Annotated in this window: 17 protein-coding genes; 14 read left to right on the forward strand and 3 right to left on the reverse strand. The window is 51.4% G+C overall.

All coding sequences use genetic code 11. The annotated features are described in order from the left end of the window. The coding region (locus tag FE784_RS37640; RefSeq protein ID WP_139607434.1) for an S-layer homology domain-containing protein at positions 1-2,104 on the forward strand (2,104 nt) is incomplete at its 5' end. A gap of 946 nt (positions 2,105-3,050) precedes the next feature. On the opposite strand, the gene FE784_RS37650 is transcribed toward FE784_RS37640, so the two are convergent. Next, a complete protein-coding gene (locus FE784_RS37650) occupies positions 3,051-3,395 on the reverse strand; it encodes a hypothetical protein (RefSeq protein ID WP_139607436.1) in 345 nt (114 codons plus the stop codon). Between the two features lie 482 nt (positions 3,396-3,877). Here FE784_RS37650 and FE784_RS37660 point away from each other — a divergent pair, with 482 nt between their 5' ends. The 4 genes from FE784_RS37660 (at position 3,878) to FE784_RS42730 (ending at position 8,157) form a co-directional block, all read left to right on the forward strand. After that, entirely contained in the window at positions 3,878-4,213 is a 336-nt protein-coding gene (locus FE784_RS37660) for a helix-turn-helix domain-containing protein (protein ID WP_139607438.1), read from the forward strand. A 288-nt stretch (positions 4,214-4,501) separates the two neighbouring features. Then, positions 4,502-7,060: a winged helix-turn-helix domain-containing protein gene (locus tag FE784_RS37665; RefSeq protein ID WP_139607439.1), complete on the forward strand. Its 2,559-nt coding sequence runs from the start codon at positions 4,502-4,504 to the stop codon at positions 7,058-7,060. A 419-nt stretch (positions 7,061-7,479) separates the two neighbouring features. Beyond that, positions 7,480-7,767 (forward strand): Rpn family recombination-promoting nuclease/putative transposase, encoded by a 288-nt coding sequence (locus FE784_RS42725; RefSeq protein WP_342779162.1) that lies wholly within the window; start codon positions 7,480-7,482, stop codon positions 7,765-7,767. Between the two features lie 39 nt (positions 7,768-7,806). Next, positions 7,807-8,157, forward strand: a complete 351-nt coding sequence (locus tag FE784_RS42730; RefSeq protein ID WP_342779163.1) for an Rpn family recombination-promoting nuclease/putative transposase — start codon at positions 7,807-7,809, stop codon at positions 8,155-8,157. A gap of 541 nt (positions 8,158-8,698) precedes the next feature. Here the strand turns inward: FE784_RS42730 and FE784_RS37675 are convergent. Beyond that, positions 8,699-9,343 (reverse strand): formylglycine-generating enzyme family protein, encoded by a 645-nt coding sequence (locus FE784_RS37675; protein ID WP_176706808.1) that lies wholly within the window; start codon positions 9,341-9,343, stop codon positions 8,699-8,701. Between the two features lie 317 nt (positions 9,344-9,660). On the opposite strand from FE784_RS37675, the gene avs1a reads away from it, so the two are divergent. From avs1a to FE784_RS37715, 8 genes are all read left to right on the forward strand, one after another. Continuing rightward, the gene (gene avs1a, locus FE784_RS37680) at positions 9,661-10,866 is read left to right on the forward strand and encodes an AVAST type 1 anti-phage system MBL fold metallo-hydrolase Avs1a (RefSeq protein ID WP_176706807.1); all 1,206 of its coding nucleotides are present in this window, start codon (positions 9,661-9,663) and stop codon (positions 10,864-10,866) included. Positions 10,867-10,885: 19 nt separating this feature from the next. Then, on the forward strand, positions 10,886-14,047 hold the full coding sequence (locus FE784_RS37685; RefSeq protein WP_139607442.1) for a pentapeptide repeat-containing protein: 3,162 nt from the start codon (positions 10,886-10,888) through the stop codon (positions 14,045-14,047). 85 nt (positions 14,048-14,132) lie between these two features. Beyond that, on the forward strand, positions 14,133-14,870 hold the full coding sequence (locus tag FE784_RS37690; protein WP_246132365.1) for an Rpn family recombination-promoting nuclease/putative transposase: 738 nt from the start codon (positions 14,133-14,135) through the stop codon (positions 14,868-14,870). Positions 14,871-14,992: 122 nt separating this feature from the next. Continuing rightward, positions 14,993-15,388, forward strand: coding sequence for an iron chaperone (locus FE784_RS37695; RefSeq protein ID WP_139607444.1), 396 nt, complete (start codon positions 14,993-14,995; stop codon positions 15,386-15,388). A 206-nt stretch (positions 15,389-15,594) separates the two neighbouring features. Continuing rightward, on the forward strand, positions 15,595-16,737 hold the full coding sequence (locus FE784_RS37700; protein ID WP_139607445.1) for an AAA family ATPase: 1,143 nt from the start codon (positions 15,595-15,597) through the stop codon (positions 16,735-16,737). Positions 16,738-16,907: 170 nt separating this feature from the next. Beyond that, entirely contained in the window at positions 16,908-17,831 is a 924-nt protein-coding gene (locus tag FE784_RS37705; protein WP_246132366.1) for a vWA domain-containing protein, read from the forward strand. 23 nt (positions 17,832-17,854) lie between these two features. Further along, complete coding sequence (locus FE784_RS37710; RefSeq protein WP_139607447.1) at positions 17,855-18,217, forward strand: GIY-YIG nuclease family protein; 363 nt, start codon at positions 17,855-17,857, stop codon at positions 18,215-18,217. 207 nt (positions 18,218-18,424) lie between these two features. After that, positions 18,425-18,784 carry a VOC family protein gene (locus tag FE784_RS37715; RefSeq protein WP_139607448.1) on the forward strand — a complete coding sequence of 120 codons (360 nt, stop codon included), beginning with the start codon at positions 18,425-18,427 and terminating at the stop codon, positions 18,782-18,784. Positions 18,785-19,103: 319 nt separating this feature from the next. Here FE784_RS37715 and FE784_RS37720 read toward each other — a convergent pair whose 3' ends face one another. Continuing rightward, positions 19,104-20,591: a DHA2 family efflux MFS transporter permease subunit gene (locus tag FE784_RS37720; RefSeq protein ID WP_139607449.1), complete on the reverse strand. Its 1,488-nt coding sequence runs from the start codon at positions 20,589-20,591 to the stop codon at positions 19,104-19,106. Positions 20,592-20,764: 173 nt separating this feature from the next. Between FE784_RS37720 and FE784_RS37725 the strand changes: the two genes are divergently transcribed. After that, the gene (locus FE784_RS37725) at positions 20,765-21,661 is read left to right on the forward strand and encodes a TetR/AcrR family transcriptional regulator (RefSeq protein WP_139607450.1); all 897 of its coding nucleotides are present in this window, start codon (positions 20,765-20,767) and stop codon (positions 21,659-21,661) included. Positions 21,662-21,719 lie beyond the last annotated feature (58 nt).

Raw genomic sequence — 21,719 nt, forward strand, 5'->3', positions numbered from 1 at the left:
CTTCGCAAGCCCGGCAGTGACGGGAACGGTGAACGAGGCGACCTATACCGTCGCTATAACCGTGCCATACGGCACGAATGTCACTGCACTGACGCCGACGATTTCGTTTAGGGGTGCGAGCATCTCGCCGAATAGCGGCGTGTCGCAGAACTTCACCAGCCCAGTGATCTACACGGTCACTGCTGCGGACAACACCACGCAGAATTACGTGGTGACGGTGACGGCCGCCGCCAACCCGGCTCCTGCGATTCCGCAACATTTGACTGCGGATGGCGCGAACAGCCAAGTCACTTTAAACTGGGATACTGTGACGGGCGCAACCTATTACAGTGTGTACCTATCAACCGTTCAAGGCCTGTTTACCGAACCGGCAGACGCAACAGTAACGGGTGCGACGTACAACATAACCGGGCTAACGAACGGCACGACGTATTATTTTATCGTAAAAGCCGGCAATTCAGGAGGCTTGAGTGCGGCGTCGAATGAAGCCATCGCCACACCCGCTGCCGTTCCTGACGCACCTATACATGTGACAGCCGTTGCCGGGGATGGGCAGGCAAACGTTTCTTTTACGGCACCGACCGATCACGGCGGTTATGCCATCACCAGCTATGAAGTGACCGCTTCAACGGGAGGCATCGTGCGAAGCGGAGCCTCCAGCCCAATCACGGTCACCGGCCTGACCAATGGCGTAAGTTACACCTTTACCGTAAAAGCGATCAATCAAGTCGGAAGAAGCATGGCTTCTGCTGCATCCAACGCAGTCATCCCAAGTTCCCCGTCCGGCGGCGGCAACAACAACGATGACGACGACAACAGCAGCAGCAATAATAGCAACAGCGAGACTGTAGCTCCATTGGCAGACATCCTTCTTAACCATCAAGTGATCCATGCGGGAGCGGTAACCACAACGGATCACGATCACACGATGCTGACGATAGTTGTCGATCAGACCAAGCTTGAGAATCGACTTGCAGCGGAAGAGCAAGGCGTGATCATCACATATCGGGCCAACTCAAGCTTTGATAGGGTTGTGGCTGAAATGGACGGCCAATGGGTCAAAAGCATGGTAAAAAAGCAAGCTGTCATCACTCTCAAAACCGACCAGGCCTCGTATGTGTTGCCAGTGCAGCAAATCAACATCGAAGCTCTAGCCAGCCAGGTTGGCGAATCGGTCGCCTTGCAGGACATCAAACTAAAAATAGAGATTAATACGCAGTTTGCACAGGACAAGGCTAAAACGATAGAAGAAGCCGTATCCAAAGGCATGTTCACCCTCCTCGCGCCGCCGATTGAATTTATCATCCAGGCGACCTACGGAGATGCAACAGTCGTGGTTTCGAAGTTCAACACCTTCCTGGAACATTGGGTTGCGATCCCGGATAACGTGAACCCGGATTCGGTTACAACAGCCGTAGTCGTTGAACCGGATGGTATCTTCCGCACTGTACCAACCCAAGTCGCTGTGATTGAAGGCCAGCTTTACGCGAAAGTCAATAGCCTGACCAACGGCACGTTCGCCATTGTATCTCATTCTACAGAATTCAGTGATGTGACGAGCCATTGGGCCGAACAGTCCATCCGCGATATGGGTGCGCGGATGATCGTCATGGGTGCGGGAAACAACTCGTATGAGCCGGATCGGGAGATTACCCGCGCGGAGTTTGCCGCCATTCTCGTTCGCGGATTAGGACTGCCTTTGGAGAATGGGGCCGCTCCATTCTCGGATATTCCCCCGGCGGCTTGGTTCAACAATGTCGTGCATACAGCGTATACCTATCACTTGCTTGCCGGCTTTGAAGACGGAACGTTTCATCCGAAGGATACGATCACTCGCGAGCAAGCGATGTTAATGATATCCAGAGCAATGACGCTCACGGGACTGAAAGCTAATCTGCCCGGCCAATCGGTAGACGAAGCGCTTCTTCCGTATACGGATGCGGCTTCTGCCTCCGACTGGGCGCTGGGCGGAATTGCAGATAGTATCCAGGCAGGAGTCATACAGGGGAAAAGCGGCGCAAAGCTTGCACCACAGGACTTCGTGACGAGAGCCGAGGTTGCAACCATCGTGCAACGCCTGCTTCAGCTTTCCGATCTAATCTGATATTCGCTAACTTGAGGTTATCCCGCACGTGCTTATCGGCGTGCAGGATAACCTTATTTCCCCATAAGAGGGATGCCGGCTGGCCAATAGCCATTCCCGCCTCTCATTTGACCGACGCCACATTGCAGCCGTTCGCTTCGGACTTCAATAGGCCACACATTTAGCGAACCTTTCTCGAACCCAAGAGGGTTCTTTTTATTCGGGTTAAAATGAAAAAGCCGCCCCTGTTGACACAAGAAGCGACCTTGGCGAATCACCGACCCACCCATTCCAAATACTTTACTTTCTCTTTGCAGGTCTCCACTTGAAGCCGCAATTCATACAGCCGTTTACGATTTCATTTCTTCCAATGAACCCGACTAAAATACTTGTCGGTAATGAAAGAAACAGCAAAATCATTCCTATAACACCGAAGGCCCCGGCTACTGAAGAGCTAGAACTGGAGCTTATGCCGTACCACATATAAACAGTGACAAAAACAATCGATAGTATGCCAATAAAAATAATGCTACCGAGGGTTTTGAACATGTTTGCAAAACTGTAACCTCTCTTATTGGCTACAATCTGCGTTGACTTGCATTTTCGGCAAGTAACCGTATTTTTGCTTGTGTGTTCAGTATGATTTCCCGCTCCCGCCGATGGAGTGGCTGATACTCTGTTTATTGGGCTACTAGCCGCTTTTGCTTGACCATTGGCCGTTCTATTACCTTGAGGTGCGGTTGGCGGCCTGTTCTGCGGATTTAGTGTCGTTCTGTCTGTACGTTGCACTTCTCCTGACTCCTTTCAGTGAGTTATAGGTATATTGAACTATTCGATGTGATTTTTCAATATCCTCCTGTGCTAAAATCATATTTGTCGCACCTTTCGACATAGATGGGGCGACCACGAATAGTAGAGGGACGACGGAATGAAATCGAGGGAATCTTTACTGGTCACTGAGATACCTTCAGCCATCATTCGGTTTAACCGGATCCGACTCTGTATTTGACCTTGCCACCATCTCATCGCCGGGCGAAACGGGAACTGCCAACAAAGCTAATACAAGCTGTGCCCCATCCTTAATACCTTGCAAATACAAACGTTCATTCTCCATAGCCAGCTTAAAATGATGCTTGTCCTCCCAGTCCATAAATTCCGGCGCCCCCATTTTATCCATGCCAGAAAACAAAGCATCATAAGCCAAGCTCTCTTCGATACGAAATTTGCGCAGATCGGAATGACGTTCGATTTGAGCCAAAACGTGTTCCGACCGTCGCTGAATGGCACTTCGAAACCATGACGGGAATTCCATCTATGTAACCTCCTCCACAAGTGCGTTCTATCTTATCTGTCGTTGAAGCCAACCCTTCGGTGTAATTGGACTATCAGTTCATCCACTTTCCTACTTTGAGCTTGAACCGCGTCATTCTCGAACAAAGGGATTCCATTCTCCAGTGATTCGTTTCCAAGTTGATTTAACTTTCGTTTCTCGTCCTCAAATTGCTCAACCCAATTCTTCATGCAGGCATCTCTCCGTTCGCTCTCAATATATGATGATTACGGAAAAGAAAATGGAATGAGAAAGGAAGCGGCCTGGACAGATTATTTGCTGCTCTCTCGTTTAACAGACCGTATTTGTCCCGTATCTTGTTAGAATATATTGGGCATCCTTAAAGATAATACCTTTAAAACTACTTAAAATAGTACCTTTAAAACTCATTAAAGTCAATTCTAAACTCCTCCATAATAGGAACTAATAACTCCAGATCATACTGTTTTGGAAAGGGATCTAACATGCGTGGTTACGACAAAAAGGCGGTAGGGGAACGTATTCGGGCACAACGAAAAGCTCTGGACATCTCTCAGGAGGATTTTGCAGAACGGATAGGTCGGGTGCCCAAGTTTTGCGCCGATATTGAACGCGGTCAAGCCGGTATGTCCATTGAAACAATGCTGAGTATCTGTTCTCTTTTGAAGTTGTCTCCCAATGAACTTCTCTTCGGAAGCTCGACCTCAACCAAGCTTCATGATGAAACGCAATTGATTATCGCTGCCCTGAATCAATGTACGGAGAAGCAACGCAGGGATGCCTATGCTCTCTTGAAGTTGTTTCTTACCGCGATTCGTTAAGAATACCTGATCTTCACCTAAATCCTTTCTCATCTCTTCTCATTTTCTGTGGGAGCATTAGCGCAAATATAAGAAGGCTCTACACCTCGTCCCCTTCATTCCTGCTGAAATAGACAAGCCGCGCGCCAAAACGCGAGCAAATCCTCCTCCTCCTCCAACTCTCCGTTTTTCTATCCGGATCGAATCGATAAGCATTTGCCGTAGAGGCTATCTTCCTTGCGGGGACATTTCTCTAAATAGAGTTTACAGATCCGAATACAGCTTTCAGCAGTTTACGGAGGAGTCAGCATGATCATAAGAACAAAACTTCATATCCCCCATGTGCGTAACGCTCTGGTATCCCGTCCGCGGCTGATCCGCAAACTGGATGAAGGGCTGGAGGCCAAATTAACGCTTGTTTCGGCGCAGGCCGGTTACGGAAAAACGACAGCGTTAAGCGAATGGGTTAAACAATGCGGCGCGCTTGCGGCGTGGGTCTCGCTGGATAAGCTGGATAACGATTATATTCAGTTCTGGAGCTATGTAACGGCTTCTATTCGGGAGAGGGTTCCGGGCTTTGGCCAAACGGTCGATCACGTTCTTGTTAAAGGGCCTCCAGCGTCGTTGGAGTATGCAATCCCGGCGTTACTGAATGAGCTGGATCAATTAACCGGCGAACTGGTCATCATCCTGGACGATTATCATTTCATCGAACTTCCTGAGATTCACCGTTCCCTGAACGATCTGCTCGAGCACTTGCCGCCCCATATTCATCTCTATATAGCAAGCCGTACCGATTTGACGATACCTACTGCCCGGCTTCTGGCTAAAGGCGAATACCATCGCATTCAAGTGCAGGATTTGCGGTTTCAATTGGATGAGGGCGTTGTCTTTTTTCGGGATACTACGGATTTGGTGCTGACCAAAGAGCAAGTGACGGAGTTGTTCGATCATACGGAAGGCTGGATCAGCGGCTTGCGGCTGGCGGCGATCTCCCTGAAGCGAAGCGATAATATAGCCGAGACGATTCACCGATTTAGCGGTCGGCAGCATCATATCTCCGATTATTTGTTGGAAGAAGTTCTTCATTACCAATCCGAGCCTACGCTTGCGTTTCTATTGGAAACGTCCGTATTAAACCGCATGAACGAATCCTTATGCCAGGCTGTAACGGGCCAGAAGAACAGTCAGGAACAATTGGAGCGATTGGAGAAGCTGAATTTATTTATTATTCCGCTGGATGATCATCGGGGGTGGTACCGGTATCATCATTTGCTATCCGACTTTTTGCAGCAGCACTTGTTCACAAGAGACCGGGACCAATGGATGAAGGTGCACCGGCGTGCGGCGAATTGGCTGGAGCATCATGGATTTGACGATGAGGCGGAGGAGCATTATTTAGAAGGGGAGCAGTTTGCAGACGCCGTAAGGCTAATTGAGAAAAATTTGCCTACTTTGGTGCAATCGAAAAGCATTGCGCTCCATAGATGGGTCTCCAGATTGCCGGAAAACGCCTTTGCGGAGAAGCCCATGATTGAAATGTTCTATATATCGGTACTTCTGGGGGTCGGCGAATGGAAAGCGGCCATTAGGAGGATCGAGCAAGCCCGAATCCGATTTCAAGCGCTGCAGGGGAAAGTAAGCGATGCGGAATGGAACCAGACAATGGGCAACATTTACTTCTTCTGTTCGGTCGCTTCTTATCTTCAAAAGGATTTGAAGCAAATGTCGGCCTATTTCGAGCTGGTAGAACGGTATATGCCGGAAGGCAGCTTCTTTCAAACGATGGGACGCAACAGATATCAAGGTTATGACTTGTTTGATGACCACTTGGCGTTTCTGAACGATCTTTATCTGGGGGACGAATTCCTGCTGAAGTGGATTTCCATATGGGGCAAGAAGGAGAAATACCCTTTTGTCGGACTTTTGTACGCTTCCTATAGCAAACTGCTGTATGAGTGGAACCGGTTGGAAGAAGCAGATGGGTATGTGCGCCAAGTACTGGGTCGTCCAGATATGCTGCCCTTCGCGCGGATCCTCATTCAACTAGCCATTAGCGCTTCGAGGATTCAGCAGGCATTGGGAAACTCCGAGCGGGCTTCGGAGCTGCTGGTTCAGTTGAAGTCGCAAATCGACTCCCCGGACTATGAATTATTTGTGTTAAAAATCGAAGCGGAACAAGCATGTCTGTCCGTGCGGCAAGGCTCCATGCAAGATGCGCTGGATTGGTTGCAAAGGTGCGGTCTGGCGCCTGCGGATGAGCTTACGCTGAATCACGTGCCGGAGTATATGGCTTTGGCCAGAGTACTGGGGGAAAGCGGTCGGCTGGAGGAAGCGTTGGAGCTGTTGGTGCGGTTGAATCGTTTATTAATGAAGGAGGATCGGCTCCGGGATCGGATCAAGGTGCTCATTCTGCGAAGCTTGACCTTTCAGAGACAGGGACTGCCGGAGGCTGCCTTTGCCGAGCTGGAGACGGCTTTGGACTTGTCGGCAGAGCAGGGGTACATTCGCAGCTATTTGGACGAAGGCGAACTAATGGCCAAGCTGCTCTCCGATTATGTAAAGGTACGAGGCAACCGCTTAAGCCATTCCTCTCCGGCGTCTCTGACCTATGCGAGGCGACTGCTGCAAGCATGGAATACGGCATCGGCCAAAGAACCTTCGGATAAAGAACGTCTAACCGAGCAGGAGACGAACGTATTACGGTTCATGGCGGAAGGCTTGTCGAACAAGGAGATCGCTCCTCGTCTGAACATCTCGGCTGAAACCGTAAAGTTTCATCTTAAAAACATATACAGAAAGCTGGGAGCGAAAAACCGCATACAGGCGCTGCAGCGTGCGGCAGAGCTGATGATGACGGTTGAATAGCGCTTATGCCAATGGAACTCCCCGATCGGGGAGTTATTTTTTTGCGAGATTAGTCTTATAGTAATAGAAACTGCTAGAGAACTATTAAGGAGCACTAAATGCCCTATTACCATTTTGATGAAATATGGACGCCTCTTACATTCGTCGGCATTCGTCTGTTTCGGGATAATGAAAGTGGCATATGGATCAAGTTCTGGGGCACGAAAAGGCGCCGGATCCGAGCGATAGATGCCTAATTAAAAAACTTAGCTGCCCTGATCTAGTGATAAACGACGGGCGTGTGGTTAGGTGAGACGGATGAACTTGTACCGCTGAGGTACATGCCGAAGCAGCCGCCTTTACAGCATGCGCATACCTTTTCTGTGGTATAATGGAAGTGTAAAATCGTTGGCCATTCGCAAGCAGTTGGAGTTGAGACGATGAGCGACCTTTTGGAACCGACTGTGGACTTTGTGTTTAAACAAATCTTCGGAAGCGAAGAAAACAAAGACGAAGTATTGCTTAATTTTCTGAACGAAGCATTGCGGGAGACCGAGCCAAAGCCGTTTGTCAGCCTGACGTTGCTTAATCCGCAGATGGACAAAAATGCACTGACTGATAAGCAAGCCATATTGGATGTCCGTGCTCAAAACGAAGATGGGAAACAGGTGAATCTGGAGATCCAGGTTACGAATAAATATGATATGCCGAAGCGCAGCTTGTATTAATCAGCGAAAATGTAGAAGCTGGGGCTGAAACCCCGCAAGATGGATGACCGGCTCGTAAATTGGCTGATGTTCATTAACGGCGCACCTAAAGACAGATGGGAGGAATTGGCGATGGAGACGCCTGGGTTGAAAAAAGCGATGACAACGCTGGAATTTCTAAGCCAGAACAAGGAAGCGAGAATGCTTTACGATATGCGAAAAAAAGCGCTTCTCGATGAGCAATCCGCCTTGGATTATGCGGAATCTCGAGGCCGAGTGGAAGGCAAGGCGGAGAGGGATAAGGAGATTGTTGCAAGCATGCTGAAGAAAGGCTTGTCCGTTTCCCTCATTGCCGAGGTAACAGGCTTATCCGAGGCGGAAATTGAGACGCTAAACAATCAGCTCCATTAAAATTAGATATCCATAATGAAATGAACCGAGGATCAGAGCTCTGCTCTGGTCTTTTTTTCAATTGGCCAATGCACTTCGGTATGCAAAAGGTTTCTAGGAAGGTTCCGTTTACTTGTTGGGAACGAACCCCGTCTGCCACAGACGAACAAAGATTGGAGTCATGATTTCGGCTGACGAAAAGCGAAGGACCGTCGCATCGCGGGTATTTTGCGGCAGGCTGGAATAACGTTTAATAGGATTAAAAGATAAGGGGCACTTTATTCCGTCTTGATTTTGGAAATAGCAATCGATGAGAAATAGCCTTCCAACTATTGTGCCATACTCGATTTAGCATGAATTAGAATCCCGGGAGGAATTCGATGAATACCGACGCTCAGAAGCCTGCGGGACAAATGATGAAGTTTTCTGAAATGGGCATGGAGCAGTGCCTGAACAAAATGGCTGCAGCGCTGGCCAAAGCGAGGTAGAGAACCAATATGGCCGAACAACTTGCCGCTGAGCAGTCCCTTATTGGATGGGGACTGCTTTTTTTGACCTCTCCTTATAACGACCGGGCAAGGCGGAATCCAAGATCGTCGATGCTAAAGGTCGGATGGCTGCGACGACGGCATGAAGCCCCACACCCCCGGGCCTCCTCAGCCCAGCTGCCTCCGCGGAAAATTCGGTAGGATCCATATACTTTTTCGTCGTATAAATCCCAACACCACTCCCAAGTGTTTCCCAACATGTCATAGAGACCCCATGCATTCGGTTCCTTTTGTCCTACAGCATGGAGTTCGCCTCCAGAATTTTCACTATACCAAGCAATCTTATCGATCTCTCCATACCTATACCCTGTAGTCCCCGCCTTGCAGGCGTACTGCCACTCCGCTTCCGAAGGAAGGCGATAACCGTCGGCGTTCCAGTCGCAGATCACCTCTTCACTGTTGCCGGTTATGGAATAACACTCTTGCAATCCGGCTTTCCGGGAAAGCAGATTGCAGAATGAAATGGCGTCGTTCCAAGAAATAGTCACAACCGGCTTTTGCGCTTCATCTACCGCAACAGCGGATTGGTTGGTAATCGCATTATAAAGCTCGGTCTTTACGGGATAAGGTGCCAGAAGGAACGGGTTTATTTCGACTTTCCAAGTACGTTTGATTCTATCGTCTCTTAGCTCAATTTCCCCGCCCGGGATGCGTATCATCGGGTAATCGATCTCGCTCTTTCCGGCATCAGCCACTCTGCCTGCCTCCTAACGGATATTGGACACTCTTACAGAAGCTTAGCCTTATCGCCATCCAGAAGCAACCTTGAGGTATCCAAAGAGATTCGTCCGGCTGCGATGGAGCAATATGTGATTCAGTGGGCGCTGAACGAAATTGAGCCTATTTTGAAAGGAATCGACTACAGTTGAACTTGAATCACCTGGAAGCAGTCGCTAAGACTGCTTTTTTGTTGCTATAATCGAATCTGACAGGCAGTAGATAAAGGGTTGGTTTACGGATGATTCGGGAGGAAAACATGCCGCACAAAATACGTATTCACATGCTTCAGGCCGAGCAAGGAGATGCCTTCCTGATCAGCTGCGGGACGGATGCCGATAGGAAGCATATTCTGGTCGACGGCGGCACGAAGAAGACCTATGGCGAGCTGCACCGACTGCTGGAGCCGATGGGGAAGCGGGGCGAGAGGCTGGATCTGCTGATGGTCACCCATATCGATAACGACCATATCGGCGGGATTATCGAGCTTCTGGAGAACAATGGTCCGGCGGAGTCGCCTCAACTCATTCCGATCGCCGACATATGGCACAATGCCTATTTGCAGCTGCAATTTCCGAAAGAGCATAGGATCGCGGAGCACCAACGCAAAATAGCGGAACGGCTGATTGCCGGAGGCGACGGTACCGGCGGGGACGGTAAAGGCGAGATTAGCGCCAGGCAGGGCTCGACGCTAGGGGCTCTCCTTTATGAAAATAAATACAATTGGAACCGCTGCACGGAGGGCAAAGCCGTCCACAGGGACAGTTTGCCCGTATTTTCGCTGTCCGACGATATTTGTCTGCGGATGCTTTCCTCTACGAAGGAGGGGCTGGAGAAGCTGGGCAAGGACTGGCTGAACAAGCTTTACGATCAAAATTATGTGGGGAAGCCCGGGACGGACGCTTTATTTGACGACGCTTACGAAATGATGCTCCGAAGGATGGAGGAGCAACGGAAAGCGAACAAGCGGAAGAAACAAAGCATCAGCCACGCGCCCGCGACGTGGGACTCCTTTAAAGAAGAGGAAGTTGAAGAGGATGACGGAGTCGCCAACGGCAGCTCCCTTGCGTTCGTCCTGGAGTATAGGAAGGAGAAGCGGCTGTTGTATTTGGGCGACGCCCATCCTTCCGTTATCGTGGAGGGACTGCGTTGCCATTATGCGGACGAGCAGCCGCCGTATACGTTCAAGGCTATCAAGGTGTCGCACCATGGCAGCGGCCGCAATACCATTCCCAAGCTATTGGACGTCGTTGATGCAGATTTCTATTTCTTGTCCACGAACGGCAAATACGGTCACCCGGACATAAGCACTTTGGTTCGGATCGTCGATCGTCCGGGAAGAGAGAGGACGCTGCTCTTTAATTACGAGACCGATTCGGTGGCGTATATGCGCGGGCAGCAGGCCAGGCAGCAAGAACGGGGAGTTCATTTCCGGACCGAAGTCACTACATATTTTGAAATATAGGCAGGCGTGGTGCGTGCGAATGAGAGAAGATCAGATCAAATCAACTACCGGCAAAATCGTAAGAAGGGGCTCGAACGGCGGCATTATCAAAACGGGCACGGCATTACTCCTTGATCCGTATACCGCACTTACGGCAAGGCATATATTCGGGCCGGTACATGAAAGCGAAGGGCAAGCCTACGTGGAGCTGCAGGGCGGAGAGCAGGTGTACATGGAATTTCCGCATTTGAAGGACAGGCAGCCGATCCGAGTCTCGGGCGTCGTCGCTTGCCCCGAACCGCATCTGGACGTAGCTCTCGTCAAACTGGATATGCCGGCTCCCGAAGAGTTGCCTTACCCGAAGCTCTACGGCGTCAGTCCGGGCACCGGTGCCCGGTATCAAGGCCACGGCTTTCCGAAAGACCGGCCGAGCGGCTGCTTGCTTGCAGGGGAAGTCATCGAGCAGTATGAGAGTTACGAGCAAAATAATGTAGAGCTCAGCAGCGACAGAGGCAACGGCTTTGATTATAGCGGGGCATCCGGTTCGCCGTTGTACATAGCGGGTGGAGTATACGGGATCCTGCTTGTTCAGGACTCGGGCAATGCGCTTGGGGCGCTTACTCTGAGCGAATGCGCTGAATTTCTAAGCTTGCATGGCGTTGCCGTCGAAGCCTTCGCTCCGCTGCACCCGTCGGAGGAGGCGATTCTCGCTCATTTATTGCCTCTTGCCCAGGTCGGGATCGACAAAAATGAAGACTTGCCTTACATGGAGACCTTTGCCCACTGGAGCTATGTAACGGACCTTTATCGGGAGCAGGACGCGAAGGCAGCCGATGCGCTCAAGCTGGAGGAGATGGCAGGAGCCTTTTTCTCGGAAGGGGAGCCCGGTCGCAAGGAACGGATTTTGTATGTTGTCGCCGATTTTGGCAAAGGGAAATCGACCTTTCTCCGGCATTACGCCGCGAAGCTTGCGCGACAGTACAAGCAGGATCGTCAAGGCGATTTTCCGATCTATTTCAATCTCCGGGATTTTAAGAAATACGATTCGTATGAGCACATTAGCTTAAGCAAGCTGGGATGCGTCGGGGAATTTTTGAAAGACAGCTGCAATTACGACTTCGATCACGGGAACGACCATCCGCTGGTTGACAAGCCAGTTGTGCTGCTGGTGGATTCGTTGGACGAATGCGGCTCGCTTGCGCCTCAGGCTATCAAGAAAGTGATCCAATCCGTGAAAATGATCAGAAGTAAATTTAAGACGGTCAAGATGATCGTGACCTCGAGGCCGATTCCGAACGCATTGGAGCAAGTTATCAAAGAAAACGAGACCGTAAACGATACGTGGACCTATGCGGCGATCTATGGGTTTATTCCGGAGCAATTCGCCGAATATATGAGCATGTTGAGAGAGAAGCTGGAGAGCCAATCCGCCTATCCCTATAATCAGGAACTATTGGACGTTCTCGCATCCGGCATCGATATATACGGCAAGTTTCAGGAGGTTTTGGATGCGAAGGAGCTGACGCGGCCGATTTTGGCTTACATGCTGTTCAAGCTTCTGGAGCAGGACTACGAAATCCAAAGGGACAGCAGGCTAGGGGTGTATTTATCGTTTATCAACCTTCTGACCAAGGACGCGAAGCATGTGCATGATGAGAGAAAGCCCGACTCGGCGTTATCGTATCCGGAGCAGCTGTCTTACCGGAATTTGCTGTACGCGACGGCGGTCATGTGGATGAAAAACCGGCATATCGGCGGGGGCGGCTTTCTGCGGCTTGGCGACCTTACCGACGTTCTGGGAGAGGATGCGGCGCTTGTTGAGTTTATGTCGCATTCGTATTTCAAGCACGACAACGATACGTATTATTTCAATCACCAGTCCTTTGCGGAAATCATTTTGGCCGAATACTATATCCGGGTCTTATTGTGGGCTGCGATCGAGGGGCGAGCCTTGAATGAGGTGCGACCGTATCTAAATATCGGGACTCCTACCACGCAAACGATGGCCTTCGTCAAAGGGCTGCTCCAGCTGCTTGCGGATGCCACGGCGAATGCAAGCCATGCAGACCCGGCGGAGCTGGGGAAAATAAGAAAATCGCTGTTCCCGCTCATTGCTACGCTCGGCATCAAGAAGTTCAACAGCCTCCCGGGGCAGTCGAACGAGAAAAATTATTTATTTTCATCATCCGTCCATGACTATATTCGAGCGAGGCGATTGGAAGACTACACGGATGTTCCGGACTCTCTGCTCCGTGACCATTGGCCGATTGCTACGGAGCACCTTGTCAGATGCGTGGAGCTGTGCGCGGAGTTGGTCGACGAGGAAGAGGACTACGCATTCTTCGAAGCCGCGCCGATCCATACCTCCTATAGTCCCGTGTACAGGATTACGAAGAGGACGCGGGAGTTTGCCATCGATACCGACCGTTGGTTCGCCATATTGTCCGGTGTCACGTTATCCGGGCGGCTTCGGCTGGAACGGGACTTTCTCCGGCTGGTAGATTCGGAAACGCTTGGGGAGATGATGCGACTGTATCAGCTGGAATCGTCCTCCATCTGTCCGGAGTGGATCGAGGAGCTGCCCGGATGGGGGATGGAGAATCAATTGCCTTATGATTTGAAGGGAGCGAGCTTTTCTCCTACCTTGCTTGTACGCGAATGGGCGCTGCATAATGTAGACTTGACGGGAGCGGCTTTCTATCATACGGAGCTGGCGAAAGTATCCCTGTCTAAAACGAATCTGGACGGAGCGAGCTTCGATAATGTGTACGCCCGGGAGTTGGAGCTGTTCAGGTGTGACGGCAAGGGAGCGACGTTCAATAACTGCAGGCTGGAAAATATCGAACTGAAGCATTGCGACTTGCGCGGGGTGACGTTTCACGAAGCGTTTATGATCGGCGCTTCCTTCCATGATGTCGATTTGAGGGGAGCGGAGCTGACGGCGCTGTATATGATCGATATCGAGGATTTTACCGGAGTCAAGCTGGGCGGCAACCGGATCAGCATCATGATGGATCGGAAAAGCTTCGACCGGTGGCGGCGGGCATTCGGCAACTATTACGCCCGTTATGTCACCATGGCTGACGACTCGCAGATTGAATACCACTATGGGGTTTACAAGCGCAATACGGGGCGCGATAAACATAAGGAAATCATGACGCCGTGGACGCCGTCACTCACGCAAAAGAGCATGGGCACGTGAATGTTAACTAGTCAGGAAGCGACGCCCATATGCATGGATGGAATGGTTATGGGGTTTCTGTATCTTATTTGAAAATGATATAATAATGAGGAAAAGGCATAAACAATCGATCATGGATATAAAGGCCAAGACGGCGAAGGGCGAGCTTCTGAACATCAAGATGCAGTTGTTTAATCCGTATCACATGGAGAAGCGAACGCTGTTTTACTGGGCCGAGATGTATTACCATCAGATTCCAAAAGGAAGCAATTACAACACGTTGAAGAAATGCGTGACGATCAACATTTTGAATTATTCCTGCTTGCCTAATGACCGTTATCACAGTGTGTTTCATTTGCGGGAAGACCATACCGGGATTCCGCTTCTGGACGATATCGAGATTCACGTGATCGAGCTGGCGAAGCTGGATCGGCATTCGGTTCCGCTGGACAGGGGCGGTCTGGTCAATTGGCTGCTGTTCCTGCAGGGTGTGGACAAATCGAACTGGGAGGTGCTGAAGATGAATGAGCCGATGCTGAAAAAAGCGATGGATACGCTGGAATTTTTGAGCCAGGATGCCGCGGCCCGGATGGCTTATGACGCCCGAATGAAGGCATTGAGCGATGAGAAATCGCGTATAGAAGGCGCCCTGGAGGAAGGTATGGCGAAAGGGATCGAGAAGGGGATCGAGAAGGGGATCGAGAAAGGAATCGAGAAAGGGATTATGAAAGGCAAAGCAGAAACCGCGGTCAAGCTTCTTGCCTTGGGGATCGACATTCAGACTATTGCAGAGGCAACGGGAATGACGAGGGAAGAAATTGAAGCGTTAAGGCAAGTTCAATAGCAGCTCTCTTACCTTCACTACCCGAAGGCAGGGTGGGAACCGGTCGATTCCAGCCGATATGCGCCTAGCGTTTGCATGCTCCTATAACAAGATTACAAATAGGGTTGTAAAAGGAGAAAACCATGGAAGGAAACAAGCTCGCTTTTGAATCCATCGATGCTTATATCTCAAATTTTCCTCCCGAAGTTCAGGAGAAGCTGGAAACGCTAAGAAAAGTCATTCAAGAGTCGGCACCCGAGGCAACGGAAAAGATAAGTTATCAGATGCCTACCTTTGCCCTGCATGGAAATCTGGTGCATTTTGCCGCGTATGAGCGCCATATCGGATTTTATCCGGCTCCAAGCGGAATTCGTGCATTCGAACATGAATTGGCCGAATATAAAGGGGCGAAAGGGTCCGTGCAATTTCCTATGGAAAAGCCGCTGCCTTATGAATTAATAAGCAAAATCGTTAAATTTAGAGCGGCTGAGAATATAGAAAAAGCGGAAGAGAAATTAAAAAAGAAGAAAAAAGGCTGAAAGTAATCGGCATTGGATGGATGCAGGAAGTACTTCATGGCGAAACGAATCGAAGATAAAGGATATGCGAAGAGCGACGTGGATTGCGGCTACGTCGTTCTTTTTGTTTTTTCAAATGCGGTTGACTTTTTTATCGCGTCATGATATTACTAATTTAGTAATTTAGTAAATTAGTAAATGATAATCGAAAAAAGCGAGGTATCGAAATGATCGAACCTAATTCTAACGGATGCAACGACATCCGCGAATCCTATACAGTATCACCGGCCAGACCATGGACGGATGAGGAAAAGCAACTGGTGTGGAAAAAGCCGCAGTCGCATAAAGTAAGCGAAGAAGAACTGCGCATTTGCCGGGAGGTGAAGCGCAACTGGAATCGCGGCGAGATGAAGATCGCCAATATTTTATTGGAGGGGGACGCCGGTTCCGGGAAGACGCAGCTGGCCAAAGCGTTGTCGGCTAATTTCGGGCTGCCCTATACGAAGGTGACCTGCTTTGCCGATATGGACAAAACGGATATTATCGGCGCCATTTTGCCGGTGATTTCCTCGGAACGGTTAGAGAAGCTGGAGGACGAGGAGCAAAGCGTTTTGAAGGCGTTGTACGAGAGCGACGGTTTTCATAGCGCGACGGAAATATTGATGAACTCGTTGGGGCTTGCGCAGGAACAGGCCGCCTTAAAAATGAAGCAGCTCTTGAAGCGAGTCGCGGAACAGAGCGAGGGCGAGGCGGTGGAGTATCGATTTTACCCTTCCGAAATCGTGAACGCCTATAGAAATGGCTATTTGCTGGAGATCCAGGAGCCGACCGTAATTCGGGACGCCGCGGTATTAATGGCGTTAAATTCCGCCTTGGAATTAGACGGCAGCATCAACCTCCCTACGGAAATCATACGCAGGCATCCGGACTTCATAGCGGTCATTACGACCAACCGCGGTTATATAGGGTCCAGACCGCTAAACGAAGCGCTGCGCGACCGGGTTCAGCACACGGAGAAGATGGATCTGCCCACGAAAGCGATCATGATCGAGCGCGCGATGGCCAAAACCGGGTATACCGATCAGAAGGTGCTGGACGTTTTGGCGGATATTATGATTATGTTGGATAAAACGGCCAGAGCGAATGCGATTAAAGGCGTGGCGGGGATGCGCTCGTTTTTCTACTGGACGGATGCCGTTGCCGGGGGCGCTTCCGCTCGAGAGTCGCTTTATCACAAAGTCATTTACAAGATTACGACCGATTCCGATGAAATCAAGCTGCTGGAGGATGCGCTGAAAAGCCAAGGGTTGTTGGCGGTGTTGGATGAAGCTGAAATGGAAGTAAAAAAAAACGAAATTCCGACGCCGTAGAGATCAAGACTTGGGGAAATATAAACGACACCGGTGCCGGGCCCGACAACAAGGACGAGGATCAGGGGATTGCCTTGAAAAAGTCTGCCGATAGCGACGAAAGCTCTTCCGCCGGTTCCGACGAACCAGCCGACAGGGAAAGCTCGGATCTGGGAGAGGAGGGCGCTCCCATGCTTCATCAGTCAAATCCTGAACAGATGTCGGAGGATGCGAAGCGGCAAGACCGGGATTTCCGGAAAAAATTGAATCAGGACGCAAGGAGGCTGGTATCCCAATCTATTCATAAAGGGATTAAGCTCATTGTTCACCGGCCGGATTACGATTTGGGGCATCAACAGGAATATGACCGTCTAAGCAGGGAGCTTATGCCGATCGTGCGGGAAACGGCGAGAAAGGCGCTTCCGCTGTTGGAGCACGAGAGGTCTGCCGAATTTGCGAGAAACCATTATTATGGCGGCAAATTTCTGGCGGACAGCGTAGCTTATCGGGATTTCAGGTTTTTTGCCAAGAAGCTTCCTCCGACGGAATCGCCCTCCCTCGCGGTTGGTCTAAGGGTTGACGAATCGGCATCCATGTCGGCTTTCGGGAGATTGGAAGCAGCCAAACGCGCGGTGATCGCTGTGTATGAATTTTGCCGAATGTGCGGTATTCCGATCCTGATCTATGGCGATACGGCGGATGTTTCCAAGCTGGAGCAAATGTCGGTCTTTGCGTATACCGATTTGGAGAAAACGGATTCCAATGATCGATACAGGCTTACGGGGATTCGGGCGAGAAGCAATAATCGGGATGGAATGGCGCTCCGATTGATTGCGGAACGGTTAGCCGGCGCGCCGCAACAGACGAAGCTGCTGATCAGCATCAGCGACGGACAGCCGAAAGCAATGGACGATTATACCGGAGGTTATGCGGTCCAAGATATGCAGCAGACAATAGCCGAGTATGAACGAAAGGGCGTTGCCTTTCTGGCGGCCGCGATCGGCCAGGACAAAGATGTGATCAGTCACATTTACGGGAATGAGCGGTTTATGGATATTACCGATCTTAAAGCGTTCCCTGCCCGGCTAGTGCGGGTCATCGCCCGGTATTTATGACGGACTTGAAAGGAGAGACATGCATGGACAAGAATAAGCGCAAGGAGCTGCAGGAGGAGTATAAACAGCTTAAGACTTATATGGGCGTAATCCAAATCACGAATAACTCCAACGGGAAAATGTACGTCGACGCGTATCCCAACCTGAAAAACAAGTGGCTGACCATCCAGAGCCAGCTGGTCATGGGCAGGTTCGCGAATGCCCAGCTGCAGAAAGAGTGGAAGGAACTGGGTCCCGAAGCCTTCACTTACGAGGTGCTGGAGCAGAAGGAAGCGGACGAGGTGACCGACATGCGCTGGGAGCTCAAGCAAATGGAGAAGCCGTGGCTGGAGAAATTGCAGCCCTATGGAGACAGAGGATATAAGAAGTCGCCAATGGGGAAATGATAACTCCAGCGAGTATTGCCGAACGGATGACATGGATAGCCGGCGAATAGCGTGAATATTTCGTTTGCCGCATCCCTGTGCTATACTGGGTGCAACGGATTTCAAAGAAGATTTATCGCGGAAATAGGTCGAATCCCCGATCAAACGGGCGGCCTATTTCTTTGTGCTACGGCTAATCGCTGCCCTTGGCACGAAGGGAGGTTGGGAATGAAGGTCAAACGAATCGTCTGCAACGTAGATACGCCGAATATCGCCGCAGCGAAACGCTTCTACCAAGACATACTCGGCCTCGATTTATTGATGGATCATGGCTGGATTGCAACTTATGGCTCGGGAGAGGCGATGGGCGTCCAAATCAGTTTCGCCTCCGAGGGAGGCTCCAATACGCCTACGCCCGATCTATCGATCGAGGTCGACGATACGGATGCTGCGCTTGAACGTATGCAGGCGGCGGGGGTTCCGATAGAGTACGGACCGGTCGACGAACCTTGGGGCGTTCGGCGATTTTATGTCCGCGATCCGTTCGGCAAGCTTATCAACATTTTGTCTCATGTATCGTCCGATTGAGTGCTCTCATCTTGTAGATACTGACTGGCGAACAGGGAACCAAATTTGCTTATTTGTGAGCCTCATTGCGCTATTTCGCTCCTTTTCCAGGTAAATGGAGGGAGTGAACTCGCCCACCCGGCGAGCGATAAGCGCAAATGAGGTTCACTAATTGTGAAGTTTGGTTCGGTATTGTTGACGCGCTGACACGGTGAGACGCTGAAATGGATACGGGCATAAGCACGGCATGAACAATGATGCAAGTGTCGGGCAGACTTTCGGACCTCCGCATAAGGGCATTCATTTCGGCAGAAGGCGGATCCTGCTGCCGACGTCAATGTCAATGTCCGACGATGATGCCGGGTTCCGTCTGCTCCTTGCCGATCTCGCCGGTGTGCTGCGCTGGCTTGGCTTTGCGGATAAACAGGCTGAGCACGAAGCCGAGCACCGCCAGACCCGCCGACAGCAGGAACGTATCGCCAAACGAGCTGACGGCCGCTTCCAGCGGATTAGGTCCCTCGTAGGTCTTCATGAGCTTCGCGGAATGGTTGGACAGGTAACCGGTCAAGCCGGCAACCGCAAAGGAAACGATCACTTGCTGGGCCGAGTTGGTCAGCGGCGTGACGCGTCCGACCAGATGGCGCGGAGCGGTGTTCAAAATGTACGTGTTCATCGTCATCATCGACAGACCCATGCCGGCGCCGAGCAGGAACAGGTTCAGCATAATGACGTACAGCGGCCGGTCCAGCGTGATCTGTGACATGAGGAGCAGCGCCGACGAGATGAAGAGCGTTCCCGTAATCACGATCGGACGCGCCCCGATTTTATCGAACAGCCGTCCGCCGATCGGCATGAACAGCATGGAGCCGAGCGCTTGCGGCAGCAGAATCAGTCCGGTTTGAAGCGGAGTGTATCCCTTGACCTGCTGCAGCATCAGCGGGAAGAGCAGAATGGAGCCGAACAAGGCCGCATACAGGATCCAGGATAAAATAATGCCCTGCGTGAACGGAAAGGAGCGGAACACGCGAAGCTCCAGCAACGGCTGCCGGTGCCGCAGCTCCACGACGATAAACAGCAGAAGCGCGACGACGCCGACGATCAGACCGGTCAGCGTGCGGGCGGAGCCCCAGTCGACGCCGCCCTCGCTGACACCGAACGCCAGCATGGCGAAGGCGATGGGACCGAGAATCATACCCAGCATATCCAGCGCCGGGGGCTTGCCGCTCTCGAAGGCCGGCAGAAATCTCAAGGCCACAAGTACGGCTGCAATGCCGATCGGCAGGTTGATCAGGAAAATCCAGTGCCAAGATACATACTCGACGAAGTAACCCGACAGCACCGGACCGAGTGCGGGCGCCATAAGAATCGGAATGCCGAGCATGCCCATGACGGCGCCGCGCTTGTCTGGCGGCGCGAGGCGAAACACCATCGCCATGCCGATCGGAGCGACCATGCCGCCGCCAAGCCCCTGCAGCACGCGAAAGACGATCAACTGCTCCGGTGTCGAAGCCAACGCACATAGAAGCGATCCGATCGTGAACATGACGATCGTGGCGATAAATACCCGTTTCGAGCCGAATTTGTCCGTCATCCAGCCTGCGAGCGGAATGACGGCGGACAGCGCCAGCGTATAGCCGGTAACGGCCCACTGCAACGTATGCAGCGTGCTGCCGAAGTCGTCGACCAGCGTCGGGATCGCAACGTTGACGACGGTGCTGTCGAGAATGACCATGAACATGCCGATAATGACGGCCAGAAGCGGGGGGAGCAGCTTCAAGACGGAGAATGGCGCCGTCTCGGGCTGTCCCGTCGTGTGCGTAGTAGCCATGAATAATTACCTTCCTTCCGATGGGGGATGAGGCCGAGTCTTGACGAATCCCCTGTTTTGCGCTAGTTTTGACTATATAGTTTTATGAAAAACCGATTGGTCAAAATGGCTATAGGCTTATTTTTAATCCTTTTGGGAACAAAAGTCAATCCTTATTTTTATGGGAGGGCGGCATGAGCATTTTCAAGAAAAAAATAATGGCCTCCGCAGAGCGGTTATTTACGGAAAAAGGATACGAGGCGACCTCCATTCAGGACATAGCCGACGATTGCAGCATCGCCAAAGGGTCCATGTATAAATTTTTCCCCTCCAAGGAAGATTTGTATATCGAGATTTTGGAGGATCGGCATCAGACGATGATCGAGGAAACGGACCGGATTCACGATAATGCGTCGCTTTCCCCCCGCGAGCAGTTCGTGGAGGAGATAGCTTACCAGCTCGGTTATTTTATGTCGCACGGATTTTTCGTGACGAATTCCCGCAGGGAGCTGCCGCCGCAGACGAACGACCGGATCAGCCCGCATATTTTCCGGATGCGCGCCCGGCTGCTCAACTACAATCGCTTGCTGCTGATTCGCCAGTACGGAGAGGCGCTGGAGCCATACGGTTGGGATGCGGTCATTATTTTGAACGCGATCGCGAAGGAATATTTGTATCTGATTACGGCCAAAAGCAAGCCGCTTTCGGTGCGCGAGCTGGCGGTTTATATTGCGGAGCGGATGGACGATCTGGTAGCGGGGATGTTGGCCAGGGGGAGCTGCCCGATGCTGACGCGCGACCAGATGACGGAATACGCGGTCGATGAGCCGGAGACGGTCAGGCAGTCGATGGAGCGATGCAAAGGGATGGTATTCGAGAGGGTCGCTTCCACCATCCGGGAATTGAGCGTCCCGAACGTACGCAAGCGGGAGCTGGAACAGGTGCTGGAGCTGCTGAAGGAGGAGGCCCAACAGGAGGAGCCCAGACGGTTCTTGCTGCATGCGCTGCTGAACGATCTGGGCGCCGAGCATGAACTGATGCCCTACGCCTCCCAGATGCGGATGTGGGTGGAGAAGCTGCTGCCGGTTTGACCGCAGCGTGTGCAGCCGGCGGACATTGTGTCCCGGCCATGGAAAATACTTCGGGAGC

The organism is Paenibacillus hemerocallicola (assembly GCF_006265175.1).
GTDB classification, from domain to species: Bacteria; Bacillota; Bacilli; order Paenibacillales; family NBRC-103111; genus Paenibacillus_AB; species Paenibacillus_AB hemerocallicola.